Genomic DNA, 23,081 nt, shown 5'->3' on the forward strand with positions numbered 1-23,081 from the left:
GTTTTATCAATCGAAGCGCATCTCCGATCATGCACACCTGTTCAACAACCCCTACAGGAGTAACGTCGCATGAGCCTGATCAAACGCTTCTTCCAACCCTCCCAGCCTAGCCAGCAACCGAACACCCCGAACGCGCAGGAACATCCGAACTTCTGGATGTACCAGTGACTCAGCCGCTCGCCCCAACCACCCTCAGCGGCACCTGACGCCCGGCCTTCTGTGCCAGGTAGCGGGTGCAACTGACGCGCAGGAACGAGGCGAAATTGACCACTTCGCCGCGAAAATCCATGACTTCGTCATGCAGCTTGGCGATCAGCTGGTTGGTGGTCATGCCATCGACTTCGGCGATTTCGCGCAGGATGTCCCAGAACTGATTTTCCAGACGCAACGTGGTGACCACACCGCGGATGCGCAATGAGCGTGAGCGCGATTCGTAGAGGATCGGGTCGGCCTTTACATAGAGTTCGCACATCGGTCGTGCTCCTGAAAGGTAGGGCGGGTGCAACCCGCCACGTATGGACTGGCGGGTTGCACCCGCCCTACGTCTTGCTCGCGCCATAGCCCGGTGCAGTCAATGCGTGAATGCCGGCGATGATGCGCCCGGATTGCATCCGGGCTCCGGCTGCTCACAAGCGGATTTCAGTCCCCAGCACCTTGAGAAACGCCGCCAGCCATGCCGGATGCGCGGGCCAAGCCGGCGCGCTGACCAGCTTGCCCTGTACGTGCGCCTGGTCCACCGGGATTTCCACGTACTTGCCACCGGCCAGCGCCACTTCCGGCGCACAAGCAGGATAGGCGCTGCATTCACGTCCCTCCAGCACTCCTGCTGCCGACAGCAGCTGGGCACCGTGGCAAACGGCAGCGATGGGCTTGTCAGCCGCCGCGAACGCCTTGACCAAGGCAATGACATCGGCGTTCAGGCGCAGGTACTCGGGGGCGCGGCCACCGGGTACCAGCAGCGCGTCGTAGTCGTCAGCACGCACCTTGGCGAAGTCATAGTTGAGGGCGAAGTTGTGGCCGGGCTTTTCGCTGTAGGTCTGGTCGCCCTCGAAATCGTGGATGGCGGTGCGTACCGTCTGCCCGGTCACCTTGTCCGGGCAGACCGCATGCACGGTATGGCCAACCATCTGCAGTGCCTGGAACGGCACCATGGTTTCGTAGTCCTCGGCGTAGTCGCCGACCAGCATGAGAATCTTCTTGGCAGCCATGATCGTCTCCTGAAAGTAGGTGGAACGAACGCCATTATTCGCCCCTATTTCTTCCGACAGGTAACAGCCGGGTACTACTCAGCAAACAGTCAAGCGTCGATATACCGACTGTGTAGGAGCGGCGCCCCGCCGCGAACCAGAGCTGCATGGCCTGGCCAAGCCTCGCCCCGGAGCCGGACCACGAAACACCGCGTTGCCTGATCGCTACCGGCCTTTCAGTGATGGCCTGCGGCCTAGAGCGCGTACTTCTGCAGGTTCGCCATCATTTCCTTGAGCGCCTCGACGTTGTCGGCCGGGTGCGCAGCACCCTCAAAATCGCAGATACGTTGCCACTGCGCCGCGACATCCTCGGGACTGAAACCGGCCTTGGGATCAAAGCCTGCGCCAAGGCTGCGCTCCCAGCGCACCTTGCCAACCCAACCACCACCGACCTCGTACAGACCACCGGTGTCCTGGCAGGCGGCGCTGCCGAGGTACACCACCAGTGGGCTGACCAACTCGGGCTTGAGCTGTTCGAACACCTGCGGCGGGATCAATCCTTCGGTCATGCGCGTGGCACCGGTGGGGGCGATGGCATTGACCAGGATGTTGTTCTTGCGCCCTTCGATGGCCAGGGTGCGCGTCAGCCCGTACAGGCCAAGCTTGGCCATGCCGTAGTTGCTCTGACCGAAGTTGCCGTAGATACCAGATGTGGACGAGGTGAAGATGACCCGGCCGAAGTTCTGCTCGCGCAAGTGAGGCCAGGCAGCGTGAGTGGTCTTGTAGGCGCCTTCGACATGGACCTTGTAAACCAGATCCCAGTCGGCATCTTCCATCTTGTGGAAGCTCTTGTCGCGCAGGATACCGGCGTTGTTGACCAGCACATCGATACGGCCGAAATGATCCAGCGCGGTCTGCACGATCTTGTCGCCGTCAGTCACCGAGTCATGGTTGGCCACCGCGGTCCCACCGAAGGCGCGAATCTCTTCCACTACCTTGTCGGCAGCAGAGACGTTGGCTCCTTCACCGTGAGTGCTACCACCGAGATCATTGACCACCACCTTGGCACCGTGGCGGGCGAACAACAGTGCATGGGCACGGCCCAGGCCACCTCCGGCACCGGTGACTATGACTACTTGATCTTCGAAACGGATGGCATCGCTCATCGACAGCGTCCTCGGGGCAGGTTGTGATGCGCCGAGTGTCAAACAGCCCCACGCGCTTCACAAGGCGCGCGGGGCTGCTGAATGACGGCCGATAATGCGACCTTATGCGGCTCAGTTACCGGCGCCGGAACCCGAGCCGTCGCCGCCGCTGCCATCACCCGAACCAGCCCCATCACCACCGGGGTTGCCATCGGTGTTGGGCCCCTGAACAGGCGGGATACCCTCACCGTCATCGCCCGGGTTCATCGGATTGGTGTCGCCCGGAGTGGTCGGCGTGGTAGTCCCCGGAGTTCCCGGAGCATTGGTGTCGCTGCTAGCGAAGGCAGGCAAAGCCATCGCGCCCAGAATCCCGCTCAGCAGCAGTGCAGATAACTTCTTGTTCATGGTTAACCTCTACTTTCCTGTGAGTGACAGAGTTACTGAGTCATTCTCGGCGGCAGAGGTTCGACAAAAATTGTTTCAGCGCCAACTGGTTCAAATTCACGCGTGATCAAGCAATGCGGATCAAGCTCAGGTGGTTGTAAAGGTGCAGCACGTGCGCCTCGGCATACTCGGCATGATCGAGCGCACCGTAGGCAAAGTGCGGTTGTAACTCGCCTTCATGACCGGCAAAGCGTTCGAACGCCGCCTGCAAGCGCTGCAACGCCAACGCCTGACTGGCCGGCTCACTGAGCGTGGCGGCGCCGGGAATCGCTTCATCCAGCGGATGACGCATGGCGCCACGGGCGCTGAACACGGCGAATGCGGCTGGCCCGACACTGTGACGAAACCAGGCCGGCTTCAGCTCGGGATAACCGTCGATTGAATAGTCGATGCTCTGCGCGCAGTGATTGAACACCTCGGCCGGACTCCAGCCACGCATACTTTGCAGCGTCTTGCCGTGCAGGTCCGCCAACACTTGGCGCGCGCCCTCCAGGCTGACAGCCGCCGGTCGCAGCCCCGCAGGCAACGCCCAGTAACCGACTCCGAGCGCTGCGACGCCACCGAGCGCAGCGCCTTTCAACAGGGTACGTCTACGCATGCAAGCTCCTTGCGTGGCGAAATTGCAGGTAATGATCGAGCACCGCAGCCGGCGCTTCCAGCTGCGGATAGTGGCCGATGCCGTCGAGCAGCACCGTGTCGGCGTCCGCGATCAACTCACGGTAACGCGCCACCATGTGCGCTCCTGAAATGGGATCGAAGGCGCCATCTATCACCCGCATCGGCAGGGTCGTCGCCTGCATCGCTGCCACCCAGCGTTGCCGCTGCTGGCGGCGCTCGGGCATGTAGCGAATCAGACGATGCATCACCGCCGGGCCGTTGTTGTAGGCCACCAGTTGCCACAGGGCATCCAGTTCGGCCTCACTGGCCTGGGTGTGCGGGCCGAAGATGCGGGCAAAACTCTGTGCCAGCTTGCGTCGTGAGAACAGGCGCCCGAGCAGCGGACCAAGCGGCCCGAGCAGCAACTTCTGCACCCGCACCGGATGATGGGTTTCGGGGAACAGACCGCCGTTGAGGAACACACAACCCGCCAGCTGCAGTTGCCCCTCCTGATGCCGCGCGATCAGCTCCTGGGTAACGCTGTCACCATAGTCGTGAGCCAGCACATGCAGCGGGCGCCGCTCGCCGAGATGGGCCAGCAGTGCCTGCTGCAGATCGGCCTGTTCCAGCAGGCTGTAGGCATGCCCGCGCGGCTTGGCCGAGTAACCGAAGCCCAGCATGTCGCAGGCGATCAGCCGGTAACGCTCGGCCAGCGGCGCCCACAGGCGATGCCAGTCCCAGCTGGCGCTGGGAAAGCCGTGAATCAGCAGTAGCGGCTGGGCTTGCGTGTCTCCAGCGGTCCAGTAACGAATCGTGTGACCACGAAAGTGAAAAGCCTGGCTTTGCGCGCGCCAATCATCCAGGGCGATGCCTGGCAGCCCGTTCACTGATCGTAACCCGGCATCTGCTGGTCCAGCTTGCGCAGCAGCGCCGGCCAAGGCAGCGAGCCCCCCATGCCCTGTGGCGTTTTCATCACACCGGCGATCATCGCCCGCGCACCGTCGAGAATCTGCTGCGGAATATGGATCAGCTCGGCACCGCCGCTCTGCGCCATGACCTGGATCTCACAGGCACGCTGCAGGATGAACATGCCGAGGAAGGCGTCGGCGATGCCGCCGAAAGCAGTGAGCAACCCATGGTTGGGCAGGATCATGAAGTTCTTGTCGCCCAGGTCCGCCTGCAGCCGCGCTTTCTCGTCATGATTCAGCGCCACCCCTTCATAGCCGTGATAGGCCAGGCTGGCGAGGACGAACAGCGATTGCTGCGACAGGGGCAGCAAGCCCTGCTTCTGCGCCGACACGGCGATGCCCGCCGGGGTGTGAATGTGCAGCACGCAGCCGACATCGTGGCGCACCTCGTGCACGGCGCTGTGAATGGTGTAACCGGCCGGGTTGATGTCGAACGGGCTGTCCATCAGCTTGTTGCCCGCCAGGTCGACCTTGACCAGGCTCGACGCCGTGATTTCGTGGAACATCAGGCCATAGGGGTTGATCAGGAAATCTTCCGTACCCGGTACCTTGGCAGAGATATGGGTGAAGATCAGATCATCCCAGCCATAGAGGGCGATCAGCCGGTAGCAGGCGGCGAGGTCGACGCGTGCACGCCATTCGGCCTCGGAAACCAGATTCTTCACGGCAGGGAGTTTCAGCGGAGCATTCACGGCGGTCACCTCGATATTCTTGTTGGTCGGTGGTGTCCGCAGTCTAGCCAGGCGCGTCGCTGGCGGTAGTTGCCCTGGCAGCCATCTTGATGGCTTTGCGGGTCACGGCGCTGACGCGCCGCGGTGCGATAGGCAGGTATTCGCCGCTTTTATCGCCGGTCAAACCAGCTCGGGGTATTGGGGCACGTCAGGCCTTCAGCGCCGCCACGAAGGCTTGCAGCCAGGGTTCGGCATCGGTTTCAGGCGTGACGGTTTCGCTGGAGTCCAGGCGCAGCATTTCCACCACTTCGCGCAGGCCCAGCTCGGCATACAACTCACGCATCAGTTCACCGCCGCCACAGAAGGTGTCATAGCTGGAGTCGCCCAGCGCCAGCACCGCAGCCGGTTTGCCGCTCCAGGCCGGCAAACGGTCTCTGATTTCGCTGTACAGCGGCAGCAGGTTGTCCGGCAGCTCACCCATGCCAGTGGTGGACGTGACGGTAAGGAAGGCGTCCGGCGCGAAGGCCAGCAGCTCCTCGAGGCTCACGTTCGCTTTGTGCCAGGCATCCAGCCCGGCGGCCTTGAGCTGGCGCTCGGCGTGGCGAGCGACTTCCTCGGCCGTACCGTAGACCGAGCCCGAGAGAATGGCGACTTTCATGACAACTCCGGAAACAGGAAAAACGCCGCGCATTATGCCGCAAGTGGACAGCCCGACCCGATGTTTTAGAATGCAGCCCATAACCATCGCGGAACCGGACTCATGATCAATGCCAAACTGCTGCAACTGGTAGTCGACGCCTCCAACGATGGGATCGTGGTGGCCGAGCAGGAGGGCGAAGACAATATTCTGATCTACGCCAACGCGGCATTCGAGCGCCTGACCGGCTACCCCTGCGATGACATCCTCTATCAGGATTGCCGTTTCCTGCAGGGCACTGACCGTGCACAGCTCGGCCTGCAGGCCATTCGCGAAGCGGTCAAGGCGAACAAGCCCTGCCGACAGATCATTCGTAACTACCGCAAGGATGGCAGCGCGTTCTGGAACGAGCTATCGATCACTCCGGTGCTGAACGAAAGCGACCAGCTGACCTACTACATCGGTATCCAGAAGGATGTTACCGAACAGGTCGAAGCCAAGCAGCGGGTGCGTGAGCTGGAGGCAGAGGTCGCCGAGTTGAAGGCCGAGCTGGCGCGCCTGAAAAGCTGACGAACGGATAAAACTATCCTTCGTCAGCGCAGTCAGATGGGTTTGAACCCGTGCAGTATCATCCCATGCAAAGCGATCCGCTGCTGACTCAGGACGAACTGGATTTCATCCAGAAGATCCTCTTCAAACCTCCGCAAAAGCGGCGCCCTGACGCAGCGCCGTCATTGGCTCTGGGCAAACGACTCAGTGAGCTGCTGGCTCGCCTGGGCAACGAAGAACAGCTAAGCCTGGATACGCATACCGACAATCAGCATCTGAGCTTCCCCCTGCACCTGATCCAAGACGACCACAGTCAGTCACGCCTGGAGCTGGGCGCCCCGCTGATCTTCGAACAAGGGGTAAGCGAACGCCCATGGCGTCTTGTCCTGCCCACGGCATTAGCACTGCTGGACGACAGCGACCAGCCCAGTGGCCTGAAGGCGCTGGAGCTATCGAACAATGGAATCCTGGTGGAATACAGCAAAACAGGCACGCCGGCCAAGGATCAGTTGCTGCAACTGCTTTTGCCCCAGGAGCGTCGCGTTCAACTGCGCGCGCGGCTCGCAAGACGCGTCAGCCAGAAGCGTTACGCTTACAGCCTGCAGACGCTACATACGGAAGATGAGCAAACTCTGCGTCAGTACCTGTTCGAACAGCACAGCGGACAACAGTCGCAGACCGCAGCAGTCTGCTGACGCTCAGTAGCCTGGACCACCTCAGGTATCGAGATGGCCAGCCAGAAACTGCTGCATACGACGTTGCATCAGGCGTCCCTCATTACCCAGGCAGGCAATGGCCGAACCGGCCAGACTTTCCTCCGCCAGATCGGCACTGTCACCGGCCAGCAGCAGCGGACACTCCAAGCCCAGCGCCAGGCGCGCCAGTTGCCGCGGGAACTCCTCGCCTGGCGGCTGGTTGCTGAAGACCACCAGCGCCTGGGGCTGCATGCGTTCACAGACCAGGGCCAGATCGGTCATGGGTACGCCTGGCCCCATCACCGACACGTCGACGTCCTGATTGCCCAGCAGCAACGCTGCAACCAGCAACTCCAGTTCCCGGCAGTGGCCAGGTAGCGCCACCAGCAGCACGCGCTCACGCGAATCATCACGCCCCAATTGCAGACGCTGCCAGCAGCGCCCACGCAGGAAGCCGTCGAGCATCAGCCACTCGCCGCGCAGGCCGACTTCGTCCTGACGCAGCAGCAGTTCCTGCCAAACCGGCATGAAAATATCCTGGAACACCACCGGCAGCGGATAGCAGGAGAAGATCTGCCCATACAAGCGCTCCAGACTAGGCTCATCGAAGTTCTGCAGCGCGCTACGCACCTGGCCCTGCCACTGATTCCAGTCGTCACTGCTGACTTCGTTGTAGGCCGGCGTGGCGACGCTGCGACTGCTGGCGCTCTTGGCCAGGATCGAGCCGACCTTGCTGACTGCGACGCCACGTTCGATCCAGGCGAGGATGCTGCGCACCGCATCGATATCGGCCTGCGAGTAGAGACGATGGCCGCTATCGGTACGCGTCGGTTGAATCAGGCCGTAACGCCGCTCCCAGGCACGCAGGGTGACCGGATTGACGCCGGTAAGGCGAGAAACTTCGCGGATGGGGAACAGCTCTTCCTGCTTCAAAGCGCTGGACGCGAGCGATGTGACGGAGGCGAGTTCGGGCATGGCTTCGGGCATCACGGCAACGAATATTGGGCAATTGTAACCCAGCAACTGCTCACTGGCATTGTGCAAGATATGTACAAAACCATACCAAGCACAACAACAAGGATAACGGCAGCCTCAAGCGCGATGTTTATCCATGCCTGACGCCCTTCACCGAACCATCGCACACAGCCCATGCCCTTGAATGGTGCAAATCCCGATCAAGGTTTCTCCTTTAACCCGTCTGGAGCCCCTTGTCAGGCGGGGCTGGCTAATTTTCACGAAACGGGAATAATCCTTGCTGCAATTTTCGTCGAGCACACCACCCCGTGCTTGATCGCGCCCTACGCCACACCCCGGCTGACGGCAATACTCGAGGAGATACACAATGTCCCCCGTAACCCTGATGGTGGCGCGCCGCGTCGCCAATGGTCGTTATCACGACTTCATCGCCTGGCTGCGTGAAGGCGAACACCTGGCCACCGACTTCCCTGGCTACCTCGGCTCCGGCGTACTGGCACCGCCTGCCGGCGATGATGAGTTCCAGATCGTTTTCCGTTTCAGCGACGAACAGACCATGGCCTCCTGGGAGCATTCCGCTTCGCGCCAGGCGTGGCTGCAGCGTGGTGCGGGACTTTTCGCCCAACCGCAGGAAAAGCGCGCAGTCGGCCTCGATGCCTGGTTCGGTAGCGCCCACCGCCAGGCTCCGCGCTGGAAGCAGAGCGTGGCGATCTGGCTGGCGTTCTTTCCGGTGTCCCTGGCCTTCAACCTGCTGTTCGGCCCCTGGCTCGCCGACCTTTCGCTGGTCACCCGCGTGCTGCTGTCGACGCTGGCCTTGACGCCACTGATGACCTACTGGTTCATCCCGCTTTCCACTCGCCTGCTGGAACCCTGGCTACAAGATAACCATCCGCAGCGCCTGAGCAGGCGAGCCGCCAGCATCGGCAAGCCCTGAAAGCATCCACTTCTACCAATCGGCCAGCCTCGTGCTGGCCGATTTCGTTGTACAAGCAGCCAATATCTGTACAAAAACAGTAATTCGTACAGGTAAAGTACAAAAACCCCTTCCCCACCTCCTCAGTAAAAACCCTTAAAACTCAGCAAAATAGGCAAATCCACTCAGCCTGATAGCAAAACCACATGTCGCACAGGGTTGTACAACCTGCAGCTCTGGTATAGCTTTATCCACGGTCTGGTGAGTAGCGCCTGCCACTGGTCAGGTATCCCGAGGCGGTACGAGCCAGGCCTTCATTTCTTTCTCACGAGTTGCACATGAGCGCTGCCAGCTTCCCCATCCTGATCACCGGCGCCGGCCAGAGGGTCGGCCTCTACTGCGCCGAACGCCTGCTCGACGAAGGCCAGCCGGTGATCATCAGCTACCGCCAGAACCGCGACGACATTGCGCGGCTGCGTGAGCGCGGTGCCATCGCTCTGCAGGCGGATTTCAGCAATGAGAGCGGCATCATGGCGTTCATCGAACAGGTCAAGTTGCAGTGCAATGGCCTGCGCGCGATCGTGCACAACGCCTCGCAGTGGCAGGCCGAAACACCCGGCGAAGAAGCCGATGCCTTTCGCCAGCTGTTCAGCGTGCACATGCTCGCGCCGTATCTGATCAACCTGCATTGCAGCGAGCTGTTGCTGCAGTCGAATCACGCCGACATCGTGCATGTGAGTGACGACGTGGTCCGCAAGGGCAGCGCCAATCGCCCCGCCTACTGCGCCAGCAAGGCGGGCCTGGAAAGCCTGACACTGTCGTTCGCCGCGCGTTTTGCTCCACGCATCAAGGTCAACACCATCGCGCCAGCACTGCTGATGTTCAACGATGGTGATGACGACGCCTACCGCACCAAGACCTTGGCCAAATCGGCGCTGGGCATAGAACCCGGCCCGCAGCCCTTCTACCAGACACTGCGCTATTTGCTGGACAACTCCTACGTAACCGGAACGACCCTTACCCTCAACGGCGGCCGCCACCTCAAGTGAAGCGGCTGCTCAGGACACTGCCATGAGCCAACCTCTTTCCCAGCAATACCGCGAGATTCTCGTAGGCCTCGGTGAAAACCCGGAGCGCGAGGGTCTGCTCGATACGCCCAAACGCGCGGCCAAGGCCATGCAGTATCTGTGTCATGGCTACCAGCAGTCACTGGACGAGATCGTCAACGGCGCACTGTTCGAGTCCGACAATGACGAGATGGTGATCGTCAAGGACATCGAGCTGTACTCGCTGTGCGAACACCACCTGCTGCCCTTCATCGGCAAGGCGCATGTCGCCTACATCCCCACCGGCAAGGTGCTCGGGCTGTCCAAGGTGGCGCGCATCGTCGACATGTACGCGCGGCGCCTGCAGATCCAGGAAAACCTCACCAAGCAGATCGCCGATGCGATCCAGCAGGTGACCAACGCCGCTGGCGTCGCGGTGGTGATCGAGGCCAAGCACATGTGCATGATGATGCGTGGCGTGGAGAAGCAGAATTCGGTGATGAGCAGCTCGGTGATGCTTGGCGCCTTCCGCGAGTCCTGCAACACTCGCCACGAATTCCTGCAACTGATCGGACGGAACAACTAATGCCGCGACTGGAACCCGGAATGGCGCGCATCCGCGTCAAGGACCTGCGCCTGCGCACCTACATCGGCATCAAGGAAGAAGAGATCAACAACAAGCAGGACGTGTTGATCAACCTAACCATCCTCTACCCCGCCGTCGATGCGGTAGAGGTCAACGACATCGAGCATGCGCTGAACTACCGCACCATCACCAAGGCGATCATCGCCCATGTCGAAGGCAATCGCTTCGCCCTGCTCGAGCGCCTGACCCAGGAAATCCTCGACCTGGTGATGACCCATCAGGCCGTGCGTTATGCCGAAGTGGAAGTGGACAAACCGCATGCCCTGCGCTTCGCCGAGTCGGTATCCATCACCCTGGCCGGCCATCGCTGACAGCGGCTTGTCGCTCTCCAGCAAGGCTCTTATCATCGCCGCCACCTAATACCGGAGAGCCCACCATGACCGAGCAAGAACGCCTCGAACTGGAAGCTGCAGCCTTTCGCGCACTGGTGCAGCATCTGCGCAGCCGTCCTGACGTGCAGAACATCGACCTGATGAACCTGGCCGGTTTCTGCCGCAACTGCCTGTCCAAATGGTACAAGGCCGCTGCCGACGACCTCGGTATCGAGGTCAGCGCCGACCAGGCTCGCGAGACCGTATACGGCATGCCCTATGCCGACTGGAAAGCCAAATATCAGAAAGAAGCCTCCGCCGAACAGCAAGCCGCCTTTGCAAAAGGAAAGCATGAATGACCGCCCTGAGAGAACTGCGCAGCCGCCTGCAGCAGGACGACTACGCCTTCAGTGAAACCCTGGCCTTCGTCGCCGCGCACTATGACTATCAGCCCAGCGCCTTCCGCAATGGCGACGTGGAAAACGCCGCGGGCCAGAACGAAGGCTCCTGCAAGACTCTGGGTCTGGCCCTGTTGGAAGGCTTGAGCAAGGACGAAGCGCTGCGTGCCTTCGGCGAGCACTACCGCAGCGTGCTGGCCACGCCGCAAGGCAGCGACCACGGCAACATCCGCGCGCTGATGGTGCATGGCCTGGACGGCGTGAAGTTCGAACAGCAACCGCTGAAGCCGAAAGCCTGAATCTATAGCGCAAAAACCTGCGCAACTGTCAGCAAAAGCTGACAGACATCACATCGCTGTCGCTTTATGCTGCGCGCCACAACAAACATGGAGCACGAGGGAATGTGCTCTGCGCGCAAGCGCCCTTCCCTCCTGTTTCGCGCTCGGCATGGAGTCGACCGATGCAGCAAACCTTGGTCTGGAAACCCAGGCACACCCCCGGCGTGGAAACGCTGCGTCTGAGTCAGGATGCCAATGGCATTCACGCCACCAGCCACCTCATGCAGGTCATCAAGGGCAACAGCATCATCTGTGCGGCAACTGGCTGCTCGATGGCGTACCGCGTCCCGATCTGCAGCAATGCCAACATGTCATGCTCTCGGCCTCGCCCTTCATCCACACCCCAGCCCTGCAACGCAGTGCGCTGGAGACCGGGCAGAGTGATGAGATGCAGGTCGCCTATATCGACATGCTCAGCTTCAAGGTGGAACCACGCCAGCAGCGCTACCAATGCCTGCGCCGCCGCCCCGGTGAAAGCCTCTACCGCAGCCAGGCCGAAGGTCATGCTCATGAAGAACTGAGCGTCGACGACCAGGCGCTGCTGCTCAAGGCAGACGAACAGTACCTGCGCCTGAGCCAGCGCGAGCTCAAGGTCAGCGCGCTGGTGTAGCGGGCTTCCAGCGATCCTCCCCGGTAGGGTGCGCCACGCACACTGTGAATACGGCGGTATTTGTCTGGTGCGCGCAACGCACCCTACGCAAAGCCAAGGCACGCGCCACTCAGATCGGTAACTGCCCGAACGCCCAGCGCAGCAGAAAGAACACCAGCAATCCCCCACCGATGGTCGCCAGCAAGTGCCGCGTGAACGCCGCGATAGCAATGGCCGCCACACCTGCCAGCAGGTAGGCGTTGCTCCAGCTGAGCATCCAGGACTGTCCGTCCGGCATCAGCATGCCGGGCACCACAATGGCCGTCAGCACTGCAGTCGGCACGTAATGCAGCCCCTGCCTGATCAGCGGCGGAAAGCGCAGATCAGGGAAGGCAAACAGGCTGTAGCGGGTGATGAAGGTGATCGCCAGCATGCCCAGAATCAGCAACCAGATATCCATCAGACCAACTCCTCCTGCAACGCCGGATTACGCCGCTCCAACCACACGCCGACGACGATGCCACTGGCCGCAGCAGCCATCAGCCCAAGCTTGTAGGGCAAGGCATGGCACAGCAGCGCCACGGCGCCCGCCACCAGGGCGGCCGCCACTTGTGGTTGGTTACGTAACATCGGCACGACGATGCCGATGAAGGTCGCCAGCATGGCGAAATCCAGCCCCCACTCACCGATATTTGGCACCGCCTGGCCGAACAGCACGCCGACCAGCGTGCACAGCTGCCAGTTGCAGTACATGGCCAGGGCCGCGCCGAGAAAGTACCAATGGCGGTAGGTGCCCTGGTCACCCCGCGCATAGCGCTGCACCACCACCGCATAGGCCTCATCGGTCAGGCCGAAGGCCAACGGCACGCGCCAGCGCTTGGGCAGATGGCGGACGTGGGGCTGCATGCTGGCGCTGTACAAGGCATGGCGCAGATTGACCACCAGAGTGGTCAGCAGAACCACGGCGATACCGGCGCCACCAGCCAACAGGCTGATGGCGATGAACTGTGCAGAGCCGGCGAACACCAGCGCGGACATACCCAGTGTTTGCCAGACATCGAGCCCTGCAGCACCAGCCAGGCTGCCGAAGATGATGCCGAAGGGAATGGCGCCGAGCAGCATCGGCAGCATATCGCGGGCGCCTTGGGTGAATTCGTGATGACGGGACATGGAACCTCCTTGGGCAGGCGATCTTAGCCAAACGCCCCAGGGAGGTCTTGAACGTTCTTGCTCTCAATCAGCACCACTCTCTGAAGCCGCAGCCACTGCATAGATAATCGAAGAAGCTGATGGCAGGGAAGGAATGATGCCGGCATACCCCGCGACCTCTGGCCGCGTCTAGATAACGCTAATCCATCTTATTTAAATTCCGTTAGCCTGCTAATCTTGGCGCCCCGCTTCCCTGCCAGTTCGGATTGTTCCTCGATGTCGCCGCTCCAGCGCTGCCTGCTGCCCTTTCTGACCCTGTCTTTGATCGCTTGCGAACAGCAGCCTGAATTCACCCTGGCAGAGCCTGGCGAACATCTCTCGGCCGGTGCGGCGACGGTACGCAAGTTCGATCAAAACGCCTTCTCCCTGCCTTCGGCGAACCTCGCACCCAGCCGTCGCCTGGATTTCGCCGTGGGCAACAGCTTCTTCCGTAATCCCTGGGTCACGGCGCCAGCCACCACCACAGCGCGCGATGGCCTGGGCCCGCTGTTCAATACCAATGCCTGCCAGAACTGCCATATCAAGGACGGTCGCGGCCATCCACCGGGGCCAGATGCGGTCAGCGCCACTTCGATGCTGGTGCGTCTGTCGATACCGGCCGGCCCGGAGCATGCCGAGGTGCTGATCCAACAGGGCGTGGTCGCCGAGCCCACCTACGGCACCCAGATGCAGGACATGGCCAACCCCGGTGTTACCCCCGAAGGCAAGGTACGCGTGATCTACAGCAGCGTGCCGGTGCGCTTCGCCGACGGCACGCAGGTGGAGCTGCGCAAGCCGCAGTTGGTCATCAGCCAGCTCGGTTACGGCGACATGCACCCCGACACCCGGTTCTCGGCACGCATCGCCCCGCCGATGATCGGCCTCGGCCTGCTCGAAGCCATCACCGAAGAAGACATCCTGGCCGGCGCCGATCCGGATGACGCCGATGGCGATGGTATTTCCGGTCGTCCCAATATGGTCTGGGATCGCGCCCAGCAGCGCAGCGTGCTCGGCCGCTTCGGCTGGAAGGCTGGCCAACCCAACCTCAATCAGCAAAATGCCGAAGCCTTCGCCAATGACATGGGCCTGACCAGCTCGCTGATCCCTCACGACAACTGCACCACGGCGCAAACCGATTGCCTGGCCGCGCCCCATGGCGGCGAACCGGAAGTCAGCGACAACATCCTCGCCAGCGTGCTGTTCTACAGCCGTAACCTGGGCGTGCCGGCACGGCGTGACGTCGACTCGCCTGACGTGCTCAAGGGCAAGAGCCTGTTCCACCAGGCCGGTTGCCAGAAGTGCCACACCCCCAGTTTCACCACATCGGCCGATGCGGCGGAGCCGGAACTGGCCAGCCAATTGATCCGGCCGTATACGGACCTGCTGCTGCATGACATGGGCGACGGGTTGGCCGATGGCCGCGAGGAGTTTCTCGCCAGCGGTCGCGAATGGCGCACGGCGCCGCTGTGGGGCATTGGTTTGACGCAAACGGTCAATGGCCATACTCAGTTCCTGCATGACGGCCGTGCCCGTAACCTGCTGGAAGCCATTCTCTGGCACGGTGGCGAGGCCGAAGCGGCCAAGCAGCAGGTGCTGCGTTTCGATAGCGATGAGCGAGCAGCGCTGCTCGCCTTCCTGAATTCTCTTTAAGGAGCCTGCGATGTTGCACAAAACCCTGATCGCCTCTCTGCTCGGCCTGGCCCTGGTCGGCTGCGGCCAGCAGGACCCGAAAGCCAAGGTCAGCGCAGCGCTGACCGATGGCGTGCTGCTGCCGGCCTACAGCAGCTGGCAGGAAGCCGATCGCCAGTTGGCCGTGAATGCCGAAGCCTTCTGCGCCGGTAACGTCGATCTGAGCACTGCTCGCCAGGCCTTTCTCGGCGCCCAGAGTGCCTGGGCCGGCTTGCAGCCGTTGCTGGTCGGGCCGCTGGCCGAAGGCAACCGCGCCTGGCAGATTCAGTTCTGGCCGGACAAGAAGAACCTGGTGCAGCGCCAGGTCGAAGCCCTGCTGAAGAACAAGCCGCAGCTGAGCGCGGATGACCTGTCCAATGCCAGCGTGGTGGTTCAGGGCCTGACCGCCTACGAATACATTCTTTTCGACCCCAATCTGGACCTCGCCCAGGCCGAACAGAAAGCGCGCTATTGCCCACTGCTGCAAGCCATCGGCAAACACCAGCAGGCACTGGCGGCGCAGATCGTCGGCGAATGGCAGGCCAAATCTGGCATGGCCGAACAGCTTAAGACATTCCCCAACGAGCGCTACGCCGACGCCAACGAAGCGATCGCCGAACTGTTGCGCGTACAGGTCAGCGCCCTGGATGGCCTGAAGAAGAAACTCGGCGCGCCGATGGGCCGCCAGAGCAAGGGCATCGCCCAGCCTTACCAGGCCGAAGCCTGGCGCAGTGCCGCCAGCCTGGCCAACCAGGGTGCGGCGCTGGCCAATGCCGAACTGCTGTGGCACGGCAGCAACCGTGATGGCATTCAATCGCTACTGGGCGACGACCAGGCCGACCTGGCAAAACGCATCGACGCCGCTTACCAGGACACCCGTCAGCGCCTGGCCGCACTCGACAGTCCCCTGGGTGAGCTGCTCGCCGATGAAGCTGGGCGCACCGCCCTGAACGAGCTGTACGACAGCCTCAATCGCCTGCACCGCCTGCAGGAAAGCGAACTGGCCAAGGCGCTCGACGTGCAGATCGGCTTCAATGCCCACGACGGGGATTGAGCATGCAACGCAGAGCCTTCCTCGGCCTCAGTGCAGCCGCTGCCAGCCTGGCGGCGGCGGGCGCCTTCGGTGGCTGGACGCTGTTCGGCCCATCCGGCCAGCCGTTGCTCTTGTCAGCCCGTGACGACGGCGACGGCAACCACTACGCCGTCGGCTATCGCCTCGATGGTCAGCGCGCCTTCGCCACACCAGTGAACGAACGCTGCCACGATGTGGTGCCGCACCCCGCCCTGCCGATGGCCCTGTTCGTCGGTCGCCGGCCGAGCACCGAGAGCTACCTGATCGACACCCGCGACGGCCGCCTGCTGCATACGCTGAGCTCGCCGGCCGGGCGTCATTTCAACGGCCACGCGGTATTCCACAAGGGCGGCGAGTGGCTGTACGCCACCGAGAACGACACCACCGAGCCAGGCCGTGGCGTCATTGGCGTTTATCGCCTGCAGGGTGAGCAGTTGCTGCGCGCGGCTGAACACAGCAGCCACGGCGTAGGCCCGCACCAACTGCTGTGGATGCCCGATGGCGAAACCCTGGTGGTGGCCAACGGCGGCATCCGCACCGAAGCGGAAAGTCGCGTCGACATGAATCTCGATGCCATGCAGGCCAGCCTGGTGCTGATGCAGCGCGACGGCAGCCTGGTCAGCCAGGAGTATCTGGCCGACCAGCAGAACAGCATCCGCCACCTCGCTGTCGCGCGCGACGGCACGGTGGTCAGCGGCCAGCAGTACATGGGCGACCTGCACGATCAAGTGCCGCTACTGGCGATCAAACGCCCCGGTCAGCCCTTCCAGCCGTTCGCCCTGGGCGAGCCGCAGCGTGCGGCGATGAACCAGTACACCGCCAGCGTGGCGATCCATGACGAGCTGCGCCTGCTGGCGATGACCGCACCGCGCGGCAACCGCTTCTTCATCTGGGATCTGGACAGTGCACAGGTGCGCCTGGACGTGCCGCTGCCGGACTGCGCAGGTGTCGGTGCGGTGGCCGATGGTTTCGTGGTGACCTCGGGCCAAGGCCGTTGTCGCCTGTACGATTGCCGCGGCGAGCGCATCGTCACCAACGCCCTGCAGCTACCGGCCGGCTTGTGGGACAACCACCTGCGCCTGGCCTGAAAGGCTCAGGCGCTGCCGCGCTCGATCAGTTCGAACCCCACGTCCAGGCGCAGCGGCTGGCGCGCCGCTGCAGGCTCGGCAATACGCGCCAGCAGCGCATCGACGATGGCGCAGCCGATACGCGGCCCATCCACCCGCACGGTGGAAAACGGCGGGTAAGTGTGCGCCGCGCTGGACAGGTCGCCGAACCCCATCACGGCAAGATCTTGTGGAATGCGCAGGCCACGGCTGAGCGCCTCGGCCAACACGCCTTGCGCCACCGTATCGGAACTGCAGACCACCACTTCGCCGGCCACATCTTCCTGCAGCAGACGCGCAAGACCTTCGCGGCCGACCGCCAAGGTCGCCGGTGCAGGCAGGATCTGCGCTGCCACGGGAGCTCTCACATGGCCCTGCAGCGCCTGCCTGTGGTTCGCCAAGAAGCGCAACTACCCCAAGGGCGAAGTGATTCCGCTGCGCCAGGCGCTGAAGATCTGCGTGGAAGCACTGTGGGGCCTGATGACCATGGTCATCATCCTCGGCGGCATTCTCTCAGGCAGTGTTCACTGCCACCGAGTCGGCTGCCGTCGCGGTGATCTGGGCCTTCTTCGTGACCATGTTCATCTACCGCGACTACAAGTGGAGTGAACTGCCGAAGATGCTGCACCGCACGGTGCGCACGCTGTCGATCGTGATGATCCTCATCGCCTTCGCTGCCGCGTTCGGCTACATCATGACCCTGATGCAGATCCCATCGAAGATCACCACCGCGTTCCTGACCTTCTCGGACAACCGCTACGTGATCCTGATGTGCGTCAACTTCATGCTGCTGGCCCTGGGCACGCTGATGGACATGGCGCCGCTGATCCTGATCCTCACCCCGATCCTGTTGCCGGTGGTGACCTCCTTCGGTGTAGACCCGGTACACTTCGGCATGATCATGCTGGTCAACCTAGGTATTGGACTGATCACGCCACCGGTAGGTGCGGTACTCTTCGTTGGCGCTGCAATCGGCAAGGTCACCATCGAGAACACCGTGAAGGCACTGCTGCCCTTCTACGCCGCGCTGTTCATGGTGCTGATGGCCGTGACCTACATTCCAGCCATCTCGCTGTGGCTGCCGAGCGTCGTGCTCTGATTTACGATCTGCTGCGTGTCGGCCCTGCTGCGTAAAAACAGGCTTGGAATGCTCATGTACAAAAGTACACTCCGCTTCCTCGCCTGTTTTTGCCTTGTAGGGCTCTAGCTCGCGAGATCGCACCTTATGATTCACCGCCCCGCGTGCGGGGCCGCTTCATTCACCCCGAGCCGCCGCCTGACGGCTCTCGCTTTATAAGGACGTATCGCCCTGCCATGTCAGCAACCCCGTTCCCCCGGCATATCGCCGCGCTGATCCTCGCCACCCTGGCCTGCTCCTTCGCTGGCAACCACATCGCCGCGCGCATCGCCTTCGACCACGACACCGGTCTGCTGATGGCCATGCTCTTCCGCTCCGGGGGCACCCTGCTGGTACTCGCGGCGCTGGTGCTGTGGCAACGTGACTCGCTGCGCCTGAGCCGCACCACATGGGGCTGGCAGTTGCTGCTGGGGCTGCTGATCGCGGTGCAAAGCTTTTGCATCTACTCGGCAGTGGTACGCATCCCGGTAGGCCTGGCATTGCTGGTGGTGAACCTCTCGCCGATTCTGCTGGCTCTGCTCACCTGGGCACTCGGTGGCGCGGCGCCAACCGGCCGCGCCGCGATGATCATGGGCCTGATCCTGTTCGGTCTGGTGCTGGTGCTGGATGTGCCGGCGCGCCTGTCCGGCGAGGCTCAGCTCGACGCGCGCTGGGTCGAAGGGGTACTGTTCAGCCTGACTGCTGCGGGGGTCTTCGCCGTTGCGCTGTGGATTACCGAACATCGACTGTCAGCCATGCCCGGACGGGTGCGCAGCATGCTGACCATGGCGGTGGTCTTCAGTGCCTCGGCCCTGGCCGGTGCCAGCGGTGCACTGCCCGGCGGCCTGGGTCTGCCCAACGCGGCGGCCGGCTGGATCGCCCTGGCCTGCCTGGTACTGCTCTATGGCACGGCGTTCTCGATGCTGTTCATCCTGATGCCGCGCCTGGACATTGCCCGCAACGCGCCGGTGATGAACATGGAACCAGTAGCCGGCATGCTGCTGGGTTGGCTGGTGCTCGGCCAGTTGCTCGGCCCGCTGCAGGTGCTCGGCGGGCTGATCGTGGTGGGCGGGATTGTCTTGCTGGCTTACCGCCGCTAGCGGCTGCTCAGCCGTGCAGCGCTTCAGCCTCGGCCGCTTCGTGCGCCTGACGCAAGCGCTCGCGGCTGTTGGTCAGGTGCAGACGCATGGCCGCACGCGCCGCTTCGGCATCCTGACGCGCAATGGCCTCGAAGATCTGCTCGTGCTCACGCTCCAGGCGCGCCATGTAATGGCTCTGGTCATCACGCGCCAGGCTGGCGGAATTGACCCGGGTCCGCGGGATGATACTGGTGCCCAGATGGCTGAGGATATCGGTGAAATAACGGTTACCGGCGGCCTCGGCAATGCGTAGGTGAAACTGGAAGTCCGAGGACACTGCATCACTGGCATGCGCGGCACTTTCGTTGATGGCATCCAGTGCCTCACGGATGGCCTTGAGCTGTGCATCGGTACGACGCGCCGCCGCCATGCCCGCAGACTCGACCTCGAGGCTGATACGCAGCTCGAGAATGGCCAGCACGTCGTGCAGGGTGACGATGGTCGCCGGGTCGATGCGAAAACCACTGGCACTGGGCGTGTCCAGCACGAAGGTGCCAATGCCGTGACGCGTTTCCACCAGGCCAGCAGCCTGCAAACGCGACAAGGCCTCGCGTACCACCGTACGGCTGACACCCTGTTCCTCCATGATCGCCGATTCGGTCGGCAGCTTCTCACCGCGCTTGATCAGCCCATCACGAATGCGCTGCGACAGCTCGGCCACCAATTCCTGAGCCAGGCTGCGGTGTTTGCGACGAGCACGAGGTTGAGCGTTTTGCGTATCCATGGTGGACGAATTCTCGAATTTAGACGCGTGGCTTTGCCGCCATGATAGCCCAGCAGTTGTACGATGACGCTATGAATTCCCGACATTTATAGCCCCAGGAGCGCCACATGCCAACGACCCTGCTGACCCTGCGCGATAGCCTGAAACAACTGACCCTCGCCCCAGAACTGGGCGCCAGCCTGGTCAACAGGACTCGCCTGAGCGATGGCCGAGCGCTGCTGCGACACAGCGACGAGCAGGCGCTAGCCGCCGGGCTGTGGTTATGCGCTGAAGACAAACTGTCCAGTCAGTGGGTCGAGTTGCCGCCGGCATGGAACTTCGAAGAGCCGACCCTGCTGCCGCAGCAACTCGTCGACAATGCCTTTACCCAATGGCCGGGCATGGCGCGCATCATTCAAGCGGATGCCGATTATCAACTGGTCTGCGAGGCCGAAGGCAGCGATGTATTTCTGTTGTTCTGTCCACAGGCGCAGAACTTCTTCTGCTTCGAGCCCGCCACTCATCCGGTCAATGCGCATCACCTGCCAACGCGCCCGGGCTTGCAGTTACTGGCTCACAGACAAAGTTGCCAACTGCACTTGCGCTTGCATTACCAGGCGCTAGCAGGCCGTTGAAAAACGTAGGCGAGGCAGCCAATGCAATACCGATGGCGGCCCCACAAAAACAGGCGAAAAACGGTCGGAGTCGCGCTCGACTTTACGAGCTGCAAATGAGCATTTTGATCGGACTCGCGCACGAGCCTGTTTTTAACGCAGCAGTGGCAACGCAGATAGTTTTTCAACAGCCTGCTAAGAGGCTGATTGCTGGACATTGGCCGGGCGTTGGTGATAATACGAGATAGTTGCTGCATGCAACTTTTCTCGTAATAAAGTTACAAACAGTCAAGTAGCGAAGAACACGGAGAAGATTGCGCACGCTTTGCACGATCATCTCCTTGCCACTCAAGGCAAAGCCCCTGATCGATTCCTGACCGCTGCAGTGAAGCCTGGTGCTTCACGTGTCGTGTGGATCGCTCATAACAGACAGGTAAAACACGTGACGAAAGACGAACTGCGCGCCGAACTTGAGCGCCAGGCGCAGCGTTACAAGGATGTTTACGGCGGAGAAGTCATTACCTACGCCGCTCAACCGGATCCTGACCGTAAACCCTGGCGCAAGAAACCCAGCCTGCTCGATCAGGCCTTCGAGAAGGAAATCGAGAAGATCGAGAAAGAACGCCAGGACAAGCAGGAAGCCGCTGGCGAAGCTGCCGGCCAGTAACAGCCTGCCGTACCAAGTTCATCTGACCGGCCACAGTGGACGCGCTGACAACGACATTTAGCATCACACCCGCGAACCTGACCGCACAGCACTGGATGCTCGCCTTCGCGGGGTGACGACCGTTTCTAGCGCTTCTTGCCCCCCATCAACGACCCCATCAGTCCGCGCACCAGTTGCCGGCCTAGCTGGTTGGCCGCCTGACGCAAGGCACTTTTCATGGCGCTGCCCAGTAGATCGCTGGCCATATCGCCCAACCCTGGCTCTACCCGCTGTTTTCCTGCTGCCTTGGCGGGCGCGGCATCACGAGCCTGTTCGGCACGAGCGTTGAGCAGCTCGTAGGCCGACTCGCGGTCGACAGGCTTGTCATAGCGCCCCGCCAGCGATGACTGGCGCACCAGCGCGGCACGTTCGGCATCGCTCAGCGGGCCGATACGCGACTGCGGCGGCGCGATGGCCACACGCTGGACCATGGCCGGCGTGCCCTTTTCCTCCAGCGTGCCAACCAGCGCTTCGCCGATACCCAACTCGGTGAGTACGCTGAGCGTGTTGAACGCCGGGTTCGGGCGAAAGCCATCAGCCACGGCGCGCAGAGCCTTCTGCTCCTTGGCCGTGAAGGCGCGCAGACCATGCTGAATGCGCAGGCCGAGCTGGGCCAGCACATCATCAGGTAAATCACCCGGCGACTGGGTGACGAAATACACGCCGACCCCTTTGGAGCGAATCAGCCGCACCACCTGCTCCAGACGTTCCTGCAGCGCCTTGGGCGTACCCTGAAAGAGCAGATGCGCCTCATCGAAGAACAGCGCCAGCAGCGGCTTGTCGGCATCGCCACGCTCCGGCAACTGCTCGAACAACTCGGCCAGCAGCCATAACAGAAAGGTTGCGTAGACCTTGGGCGCCTCATGCACCAGGCGCGAGGCATCGAGCAGATGCACGCGGCCTCGGCCATCACGATCCGGGTGCAACAGGTCTTCGAGCTGCAACGCCGGCTCACCGAACAGGGCTTCGGCACCCTGCTGCTCCAGACCGGCCAAACGGCGCAACAACGCCTGCGCCGAGGTGCTGGTAAACAACGCAGCGTCTTCCCCGAGCACCTGCGGGTTGTCCTTGAGATGGCCAAGCAGCGCTTTCAGGTCCTTCAGGTCGAGCAGCAGCAATCCTTCGCGATCCGCCACCTTGAAGGCAGCATAGAGTGCAGCCTGCTGACTGTCGGTCAACTCCAGCAGCGCACCAAGCAACAGGGGGCCCATCTCGCTGAGCGTGGTGCGCAAAGGGTGGCCGCTCAGTCCATGCACATCCCACAGGGTCACCGGGTAGGCCTGTGGCTGGTGATTCAGCCAGGGCATGCTGGCAATACGCTCGGCGACCTTGCCCTGCGGCGCACCGGCGGCGCCGAGGCCACACAGGTCACCTTTGACATCGGCCGCGAATACCGCCACACCGGCATCGCTGAAAGTCTCGATCAGACGCTGCAGGGTCACCGTTTTGCCGGTACCGGTTGCGCCCGCGATCAGCCCGTGACGGTTGGCCAGGCGCAACGGTTGCCCCACCGCCTGCCCATCACTGCCAGCACCCAATACAAACTGCGAAATCAAAGGCATCTTGCCATCCTCTGGGTTAAAGCTTTACTGCAGGTATGCCGACATAAAATAGAACGAAACGTCACCCTGCCTGCTGCAACAGCCCACCACAGCGCCC

28 protein-coding genes and 2 pseudogenes are annotated in these 23,081 nt (G+C 62.2%); 16 read left to right on the plus strand and 14 right to left on the minus strand.

Annotated features, from left to right (window positions below; all coding sequences use genetic code 11):
• Positions 1–169: 169 nt before the first annotated feature.
• From N5J71_RS00425 to N5J71_RS00460, 8 genes are all read right to left on the minus strand, one after another.
• Complete coding sequence (locus tag N5J71_RS00425; protein WP_017675012.1) at positions 170–472, minus strand: ribbon-helix-helix domain-containing protein; 303 nt, start codon at positions 470–472, stop codon at positions 170–172.
• 154 nt (positions 473–626) lie between these two features.
• Positions 627–1,208 (minus strand): DJ-1/PfpI family protein, encoded by a 582-nt coding sequence (locus N5J71_RS00430; RefSeq protein WP_125835482.1) that lies wholly within the window; start codon positions 1,206–1,208, stop codon positions 627–629.
• Between the two features lie 233 nt (positions 1,209–1,441).
• Positions 1,442–2,353, minus strand: a complete 912-nt coding sequence (locus N5J71_RS00435) for an SDR family oxidoreductase (protein WP_279916051.1) — start codon at positions 2,351–2,353, stop codon at positions 1,442–1,444.
• Between the two features lie 111 nt (positions 2,354–2,464).
• The gene (locus tag N5J71_RS00440; protein WP_084340571.1) at positions 2,465–2,737 is read right to left on the minus strand and encodes a hypothetical protein; all 273 of its coding nucleotides are present in this window, start codon (positions 2,735–2,737) and stop codon (positions 2,465–2,467) included.
• A gap of 106 nt (positions 2,738–2,843) precedes the next feature.
• Complete coding sequence (locus tag N5J71_RS00445; RefSeq protein ID WP_125835480.1) at positions 2,844–3,374, minus strand: DUF1569 domain-containing protein; 531 nt, start codon at positions 3,372–3,374, stop codon at positions 2,844–2,846.
• The gene (locus N5J71_RS00450; RefSeq protein WP_279916052.1) at positions 3,367–4,260 is read right to left on the minus strand and encodes an alpha/beta fold hydrolase; all 894 of its coding nucleotides are present in this window, start codon (positions 4,258–4,260) and stop codon (positions 3,367–3,369) included. The genes N5J71_RS00445 and N5J71_RS00450 overlap by 8 nt, the downstream gene beginning before the upstream one ends.
• On the minus strand, positions 4,257–5,033 hold the full coding sequence (locus N5J71_RS00455) for a class II aldolase/adducin family protein (RefSeq protein WP_003462432.1): 777 nt from the start codon (positions 5,031–5,033) through the stop codon (positions 4,257–4,259). Before N5J71_RS00455 ends, N5J71_RS00450 begins: the two co-directional genes overlap by 4 nt.
• Positions 5,034–5,220: 187 nt before the next feature.
• Positions 5,221–5,670 carry a flavodoxin gene (locus N5J71_RS00460; RefSeq protein WP_003462436.1) on the minus strand — a complete coding sequence of 150 codons (450 nt, stop codon included), beginning with the start codon at positions 5,668–5,670 and terminating at the stop codon, positions 5,221–5,223.
• A 102-nt stretch (positions 5,671–5,772) separates the two neighbouring features.
• Here N5J71_RS00460 and N5J71_RS00465 point away from each other — a divergent pair, with 102 nt between their 5' ends.
• Positions 5,773–6,219: a PAS sensor domain-containing protein gene (locus tag N5J71_RS00465; protein WP_003462439.1), complete on the plus strand. Its 447-nt coding sequence runs from the start codon at positions 5,773–5,775 to the stop codon at positions 6,217–6,219.
• A gap of 65 nt (positions 6,220–6,284) precedes the next feature.
• Positions 6,285–6,893 carry a hypothetical protein gene (locus tag N5J71_RS00470; RefSeq protein ID WP_279916053.1) on the plus strand — a complete coding sequence of 203 codons (609 nt, stop codon included), beginning with the start codon at positions 6,285–6,287 and terminating at the stop codon, positions 6,891–6,893.
• Positions 6,894–6,914: 21 nt separating this feature from the next.
• Here the strand turns inward: N5J71_RS00470 and N5J71_RS00475 are convergent, their stop codons facing one another.
• Entirely contained in the window at positions 6,915–7,868 is a 954-nt protein-coding gene (locus tag N5J71_RS00475) for a MerR family transcriptional regulator (protein ID WP_075751177.1), read from the minus strand.
• A gap of 367 nt (positions 7,869–8,235) precedes the next feature.
• Between N5J71_RS00475 and N5J71_RS00480 the strand changes: the two genes are divergently transcribed.
• The 7 genes from N5J71_RS00480 (at position 8,236) to N5J71_RS00510 (ending at position 12,130) form a co-directional block, all read left to right on the plus strand.
• The gene (locus N5J71_RS00480) at positions 8,236–8,802 is read left to right on the plus strand and encodes an antibiotic biosynthesis monooxygenase (protein ID WP_075749080.1); all 567 of its coding nucleotides are present in this window, start codon (positions 8,236–8,238) and stop codon (positions 8,800–8,802) included.
• A gap of 317 nt (positions 8,803–9,119) precedes the next feature.
• A complete protein-coding gene (gene folM, locus N5J71_RS00485) occupies positions 9,120–9,830 on the plus strand; it encodes a dihydromonapterin reductase (RefSeq protein WP_074856236.1) in 711 nt (236 codons plus the stop codon).
• Between the two features lie 22 nt (positions 9,831–9,852).
• On the plus strand, positions 9,853–10,413 hold the full coding sequence (folE, locus tag N5J71_RS00490; protein WP_003462453.1) for a GTP cyclohydrolase I FolE: 561 nt from the start codon (positions 9,853–9,855) through the stop codon (positions 10,411–10,413).
• On the plus strand, positions 10,413–10,784 hold the full coding sequence (folX, locus tag N5J71_RS00495; protein WP_003462464.1) for a dihydroneopterin triphosphate 2'-epimerase: 372 nt from the start codon (positions 10,413–10,415) through the stop codon (positions 10,782–10,784). The genes folE and folX overlap by 1 nt, the downstream gene beginning before the upstream one ends.
• A gap of 65 nt (positions 10,785–10,849) precedes the next feature.
• A complete protein-coding gene (locus N5J71_RS00500; RefSeq protein ID WP_003462466.1) occupies positions 10,850–11,143 on the plus strand; it encodes a DUF1244 domain-containing protein in 294 nt (97 codons plus the stop codon).
• Positions 11,140–11,481 carry a HopJ type III effector protein gene (locus N5J71_RS00505; protein ID WP_074856232.1) on the plus strand — a complete coding sequence of 114 codons (342 nt, stop codon included), beginning with the start codon at positions 11,140–11,142 and terminating at the stop codon, positions 11,479–11,481. The genes N5J71_RS00500 and N5J71_RS00505 overlap by 4 nt, the downstream gene beginning before the upstream one ends.
• A 352-nt stretch (positions 11,482–11,833) precedes the next feature.
• Positions 11,834–12,130, plus strand: coding sequence for a putative glycolipid-binding domain-containing protein (locus tag N5J71_RS00510; RefSeq protein WP_241197879.1), 297 nt, complete (start codon positions 11,834–11,836; stop codon positions 12,128–12,130).
• Between the two features lie 109 nt (positions 12,131–12,239).
• On the opposite strand, the gene N5J71_RS00515 is transcribed toward N5J71_RS00510, so the two are convergent.
• Complete coding sequence (locus N5J71_RS00515; RefSeq protein ID WP_084340564.1) at positions 12,240–12,569, minus strand: AzlD domain-containing protein; 330 nt, start codon at positions 12,567–12,569, stop codon at positions 12,240–12,242.
• Positions 12,569–13,279, minus strand: coding sequence for an AzlC family ABC transporter permease (locus N5J71_RS00520; protein ID WP_206407657.1), 711 nt, complete (start codon positions 13,277–13,279; stop codon positions 12,569–12,571). Before N5J71_RS00520 ends, N5J71_RS00515 begins: the two co-directional genes overlap by 1 nt.
• A gap of 255 nt (positions 13,280–13,534) precedes the next feature.
• Here N5J71_RS00520 and N5J71_RS00525 point away from each other — a divergent pair, with 255 nt between their 5' ends.
• Genes N5J71_RS00525 through N5J71_RS00535 form a run of 3 tightly spaced genes read left to right on the plus strand, consistent with a single transcriptional unit; the run spans position 13,535 to position 17,125 of the window.
• Positions 13,535–14,947: a di-heme oxidoreductase family protein gene (locus N5J71_RS00525; protein ID WP_206407656.1), complete on the plus strand. Its 1,413-nt coding sequence runs from the start codon at positions 13,535–13,537 to the stop codon at positions 14,945–14,947.
• A 10-nt stretch (positions 14,948–14,957) separates the two neighbouring features.
• Positions 14,958–16,019: an imelysin family protein gene (locus N5J71_RS00530; RefSeq protein ID WP_279870270.1), complete on the plus strand. Its 1,062-nt coding sequence runs from the start codon at positions 14,958–14,960 to the stop codon at positions 16,017–16,019.
• Between the two features lie 2 nt (positions 16,020–16,021).
• Entirely contained in the window at positions 16,022–17,125 is a 1,104-nt protein-coding gene (locus N5J71_RS00535; protein WP_279870271.1) for a DUF1513 domain-containing protein, read from the plus strand.
• A gap of 5 nt (positions 17,126–17,130) precedes the next feature.
• Here N5J71_RS00535 and N5J71_RS00540 read toward each other — a convergent pair.
• Positions 17,131–17,523, minus strand: a pseudogene (locus N5J71_RS00540) (substrate-binding domain-containing protein); the annotation flags it as partial.
• Between N5J71_RS00540 and N5J71_RS00545 the strand changes: the two are divergent.
• A pseudogene (locus N5J71_RS00545) lies at positions 17,486–18,242 on the plus strand (TRAP transporter large permease). The pseudogenes N5J71_RS00540 and N5J71_RS00545 overlap by 38 nt on opposite strands.
• Before the next feature lie 215 nt (positions 18,243–18,457).
• Positions 18,458–19,360, plus strand: coding sequence for an EamA family transporter (locus tag N5J71_RS00550; protein ID WP_003462488.1), 903 nt, complete (start codon positions 18,458–18,460; stop codon positions 19,358–19,360).
• Positions 19,361–19,367: 7 nt separating this feature from the next.
• Here the strand turns inward: N5J71_RS00550 and N5J71_RS00555 are convergent, their stop codons facing one another.
• Positions 19,368–20,123 carry a FadR/GntR family transcriptional regulator gene (locus N5J71_RS00555; RefSeq protein WP_279916054.1) on the minus strand — a complete coding sequence of 252 codons (756 nt, stop codon included), beginning with the start codon at positions 20,121–20,123 and terminating at the stop codon, positions 19,368–19,370.
• A gap of 107 nt (positions 20,124–20,230) precedes the next feature.
• Here N5J71_RS00555 and N5J71_RS00560 point away from each other — a divergent pair, with 107 nt between their 5' ends.
• Together N5J71_RS00560 and N5J71_RS00565 are read left to right on the plus strand one after the other, a co-directional pair.
• Complete coding sequence (locus N5J71_RS00560; protein WP_279916055.1) at positions 20,231–20,737, plus strand: aldose epimerase family protein; 507 nt, start codon at positions 20,231–20,233, stop codon at positions 20,735–20,737.
• A gap of 421 nt (positions 20,738–21,158) precedes the next feature.
• Entirely contained in the window at positions 21,159–21,383 is a 225-nt protein-coding gene (locus tag N5J71_RS00565; protein WP_042857343.1) for a hypothetical protein, read from the plus strand.
• Positions 21,384–21,508: 125 nt separating this feature from the next.
• Here the strand turns inward: N5J71_RS00565 and N5J71_RS00570 are convergent, their stop codons facing one another.
• Positions 21,509–22,984, minus strand: a complete 1,476-nt coding sequence (locus N5J71_RS00570) for a helicase HerA-like domain-containing protein (RefSeq protein WP_279916056.1) — start codon at positions 22,982–22,984, stop codon at positions 21,509–21,511.
• Positions 22,985–23,081: the final 97 nt, after the last annotated feature.

This window comes from Ectopseudomonas oleovorans (assembly GCF_029845265.1).
Taxonomy (GTDB): domain Bacteria; phylum Pseudomonadota; class Gammaproteobacteria; order Pseudomonadales; family Pseudomonadaceae; genus Aquipseudomonas; species Aquipseudomonas oleovorans.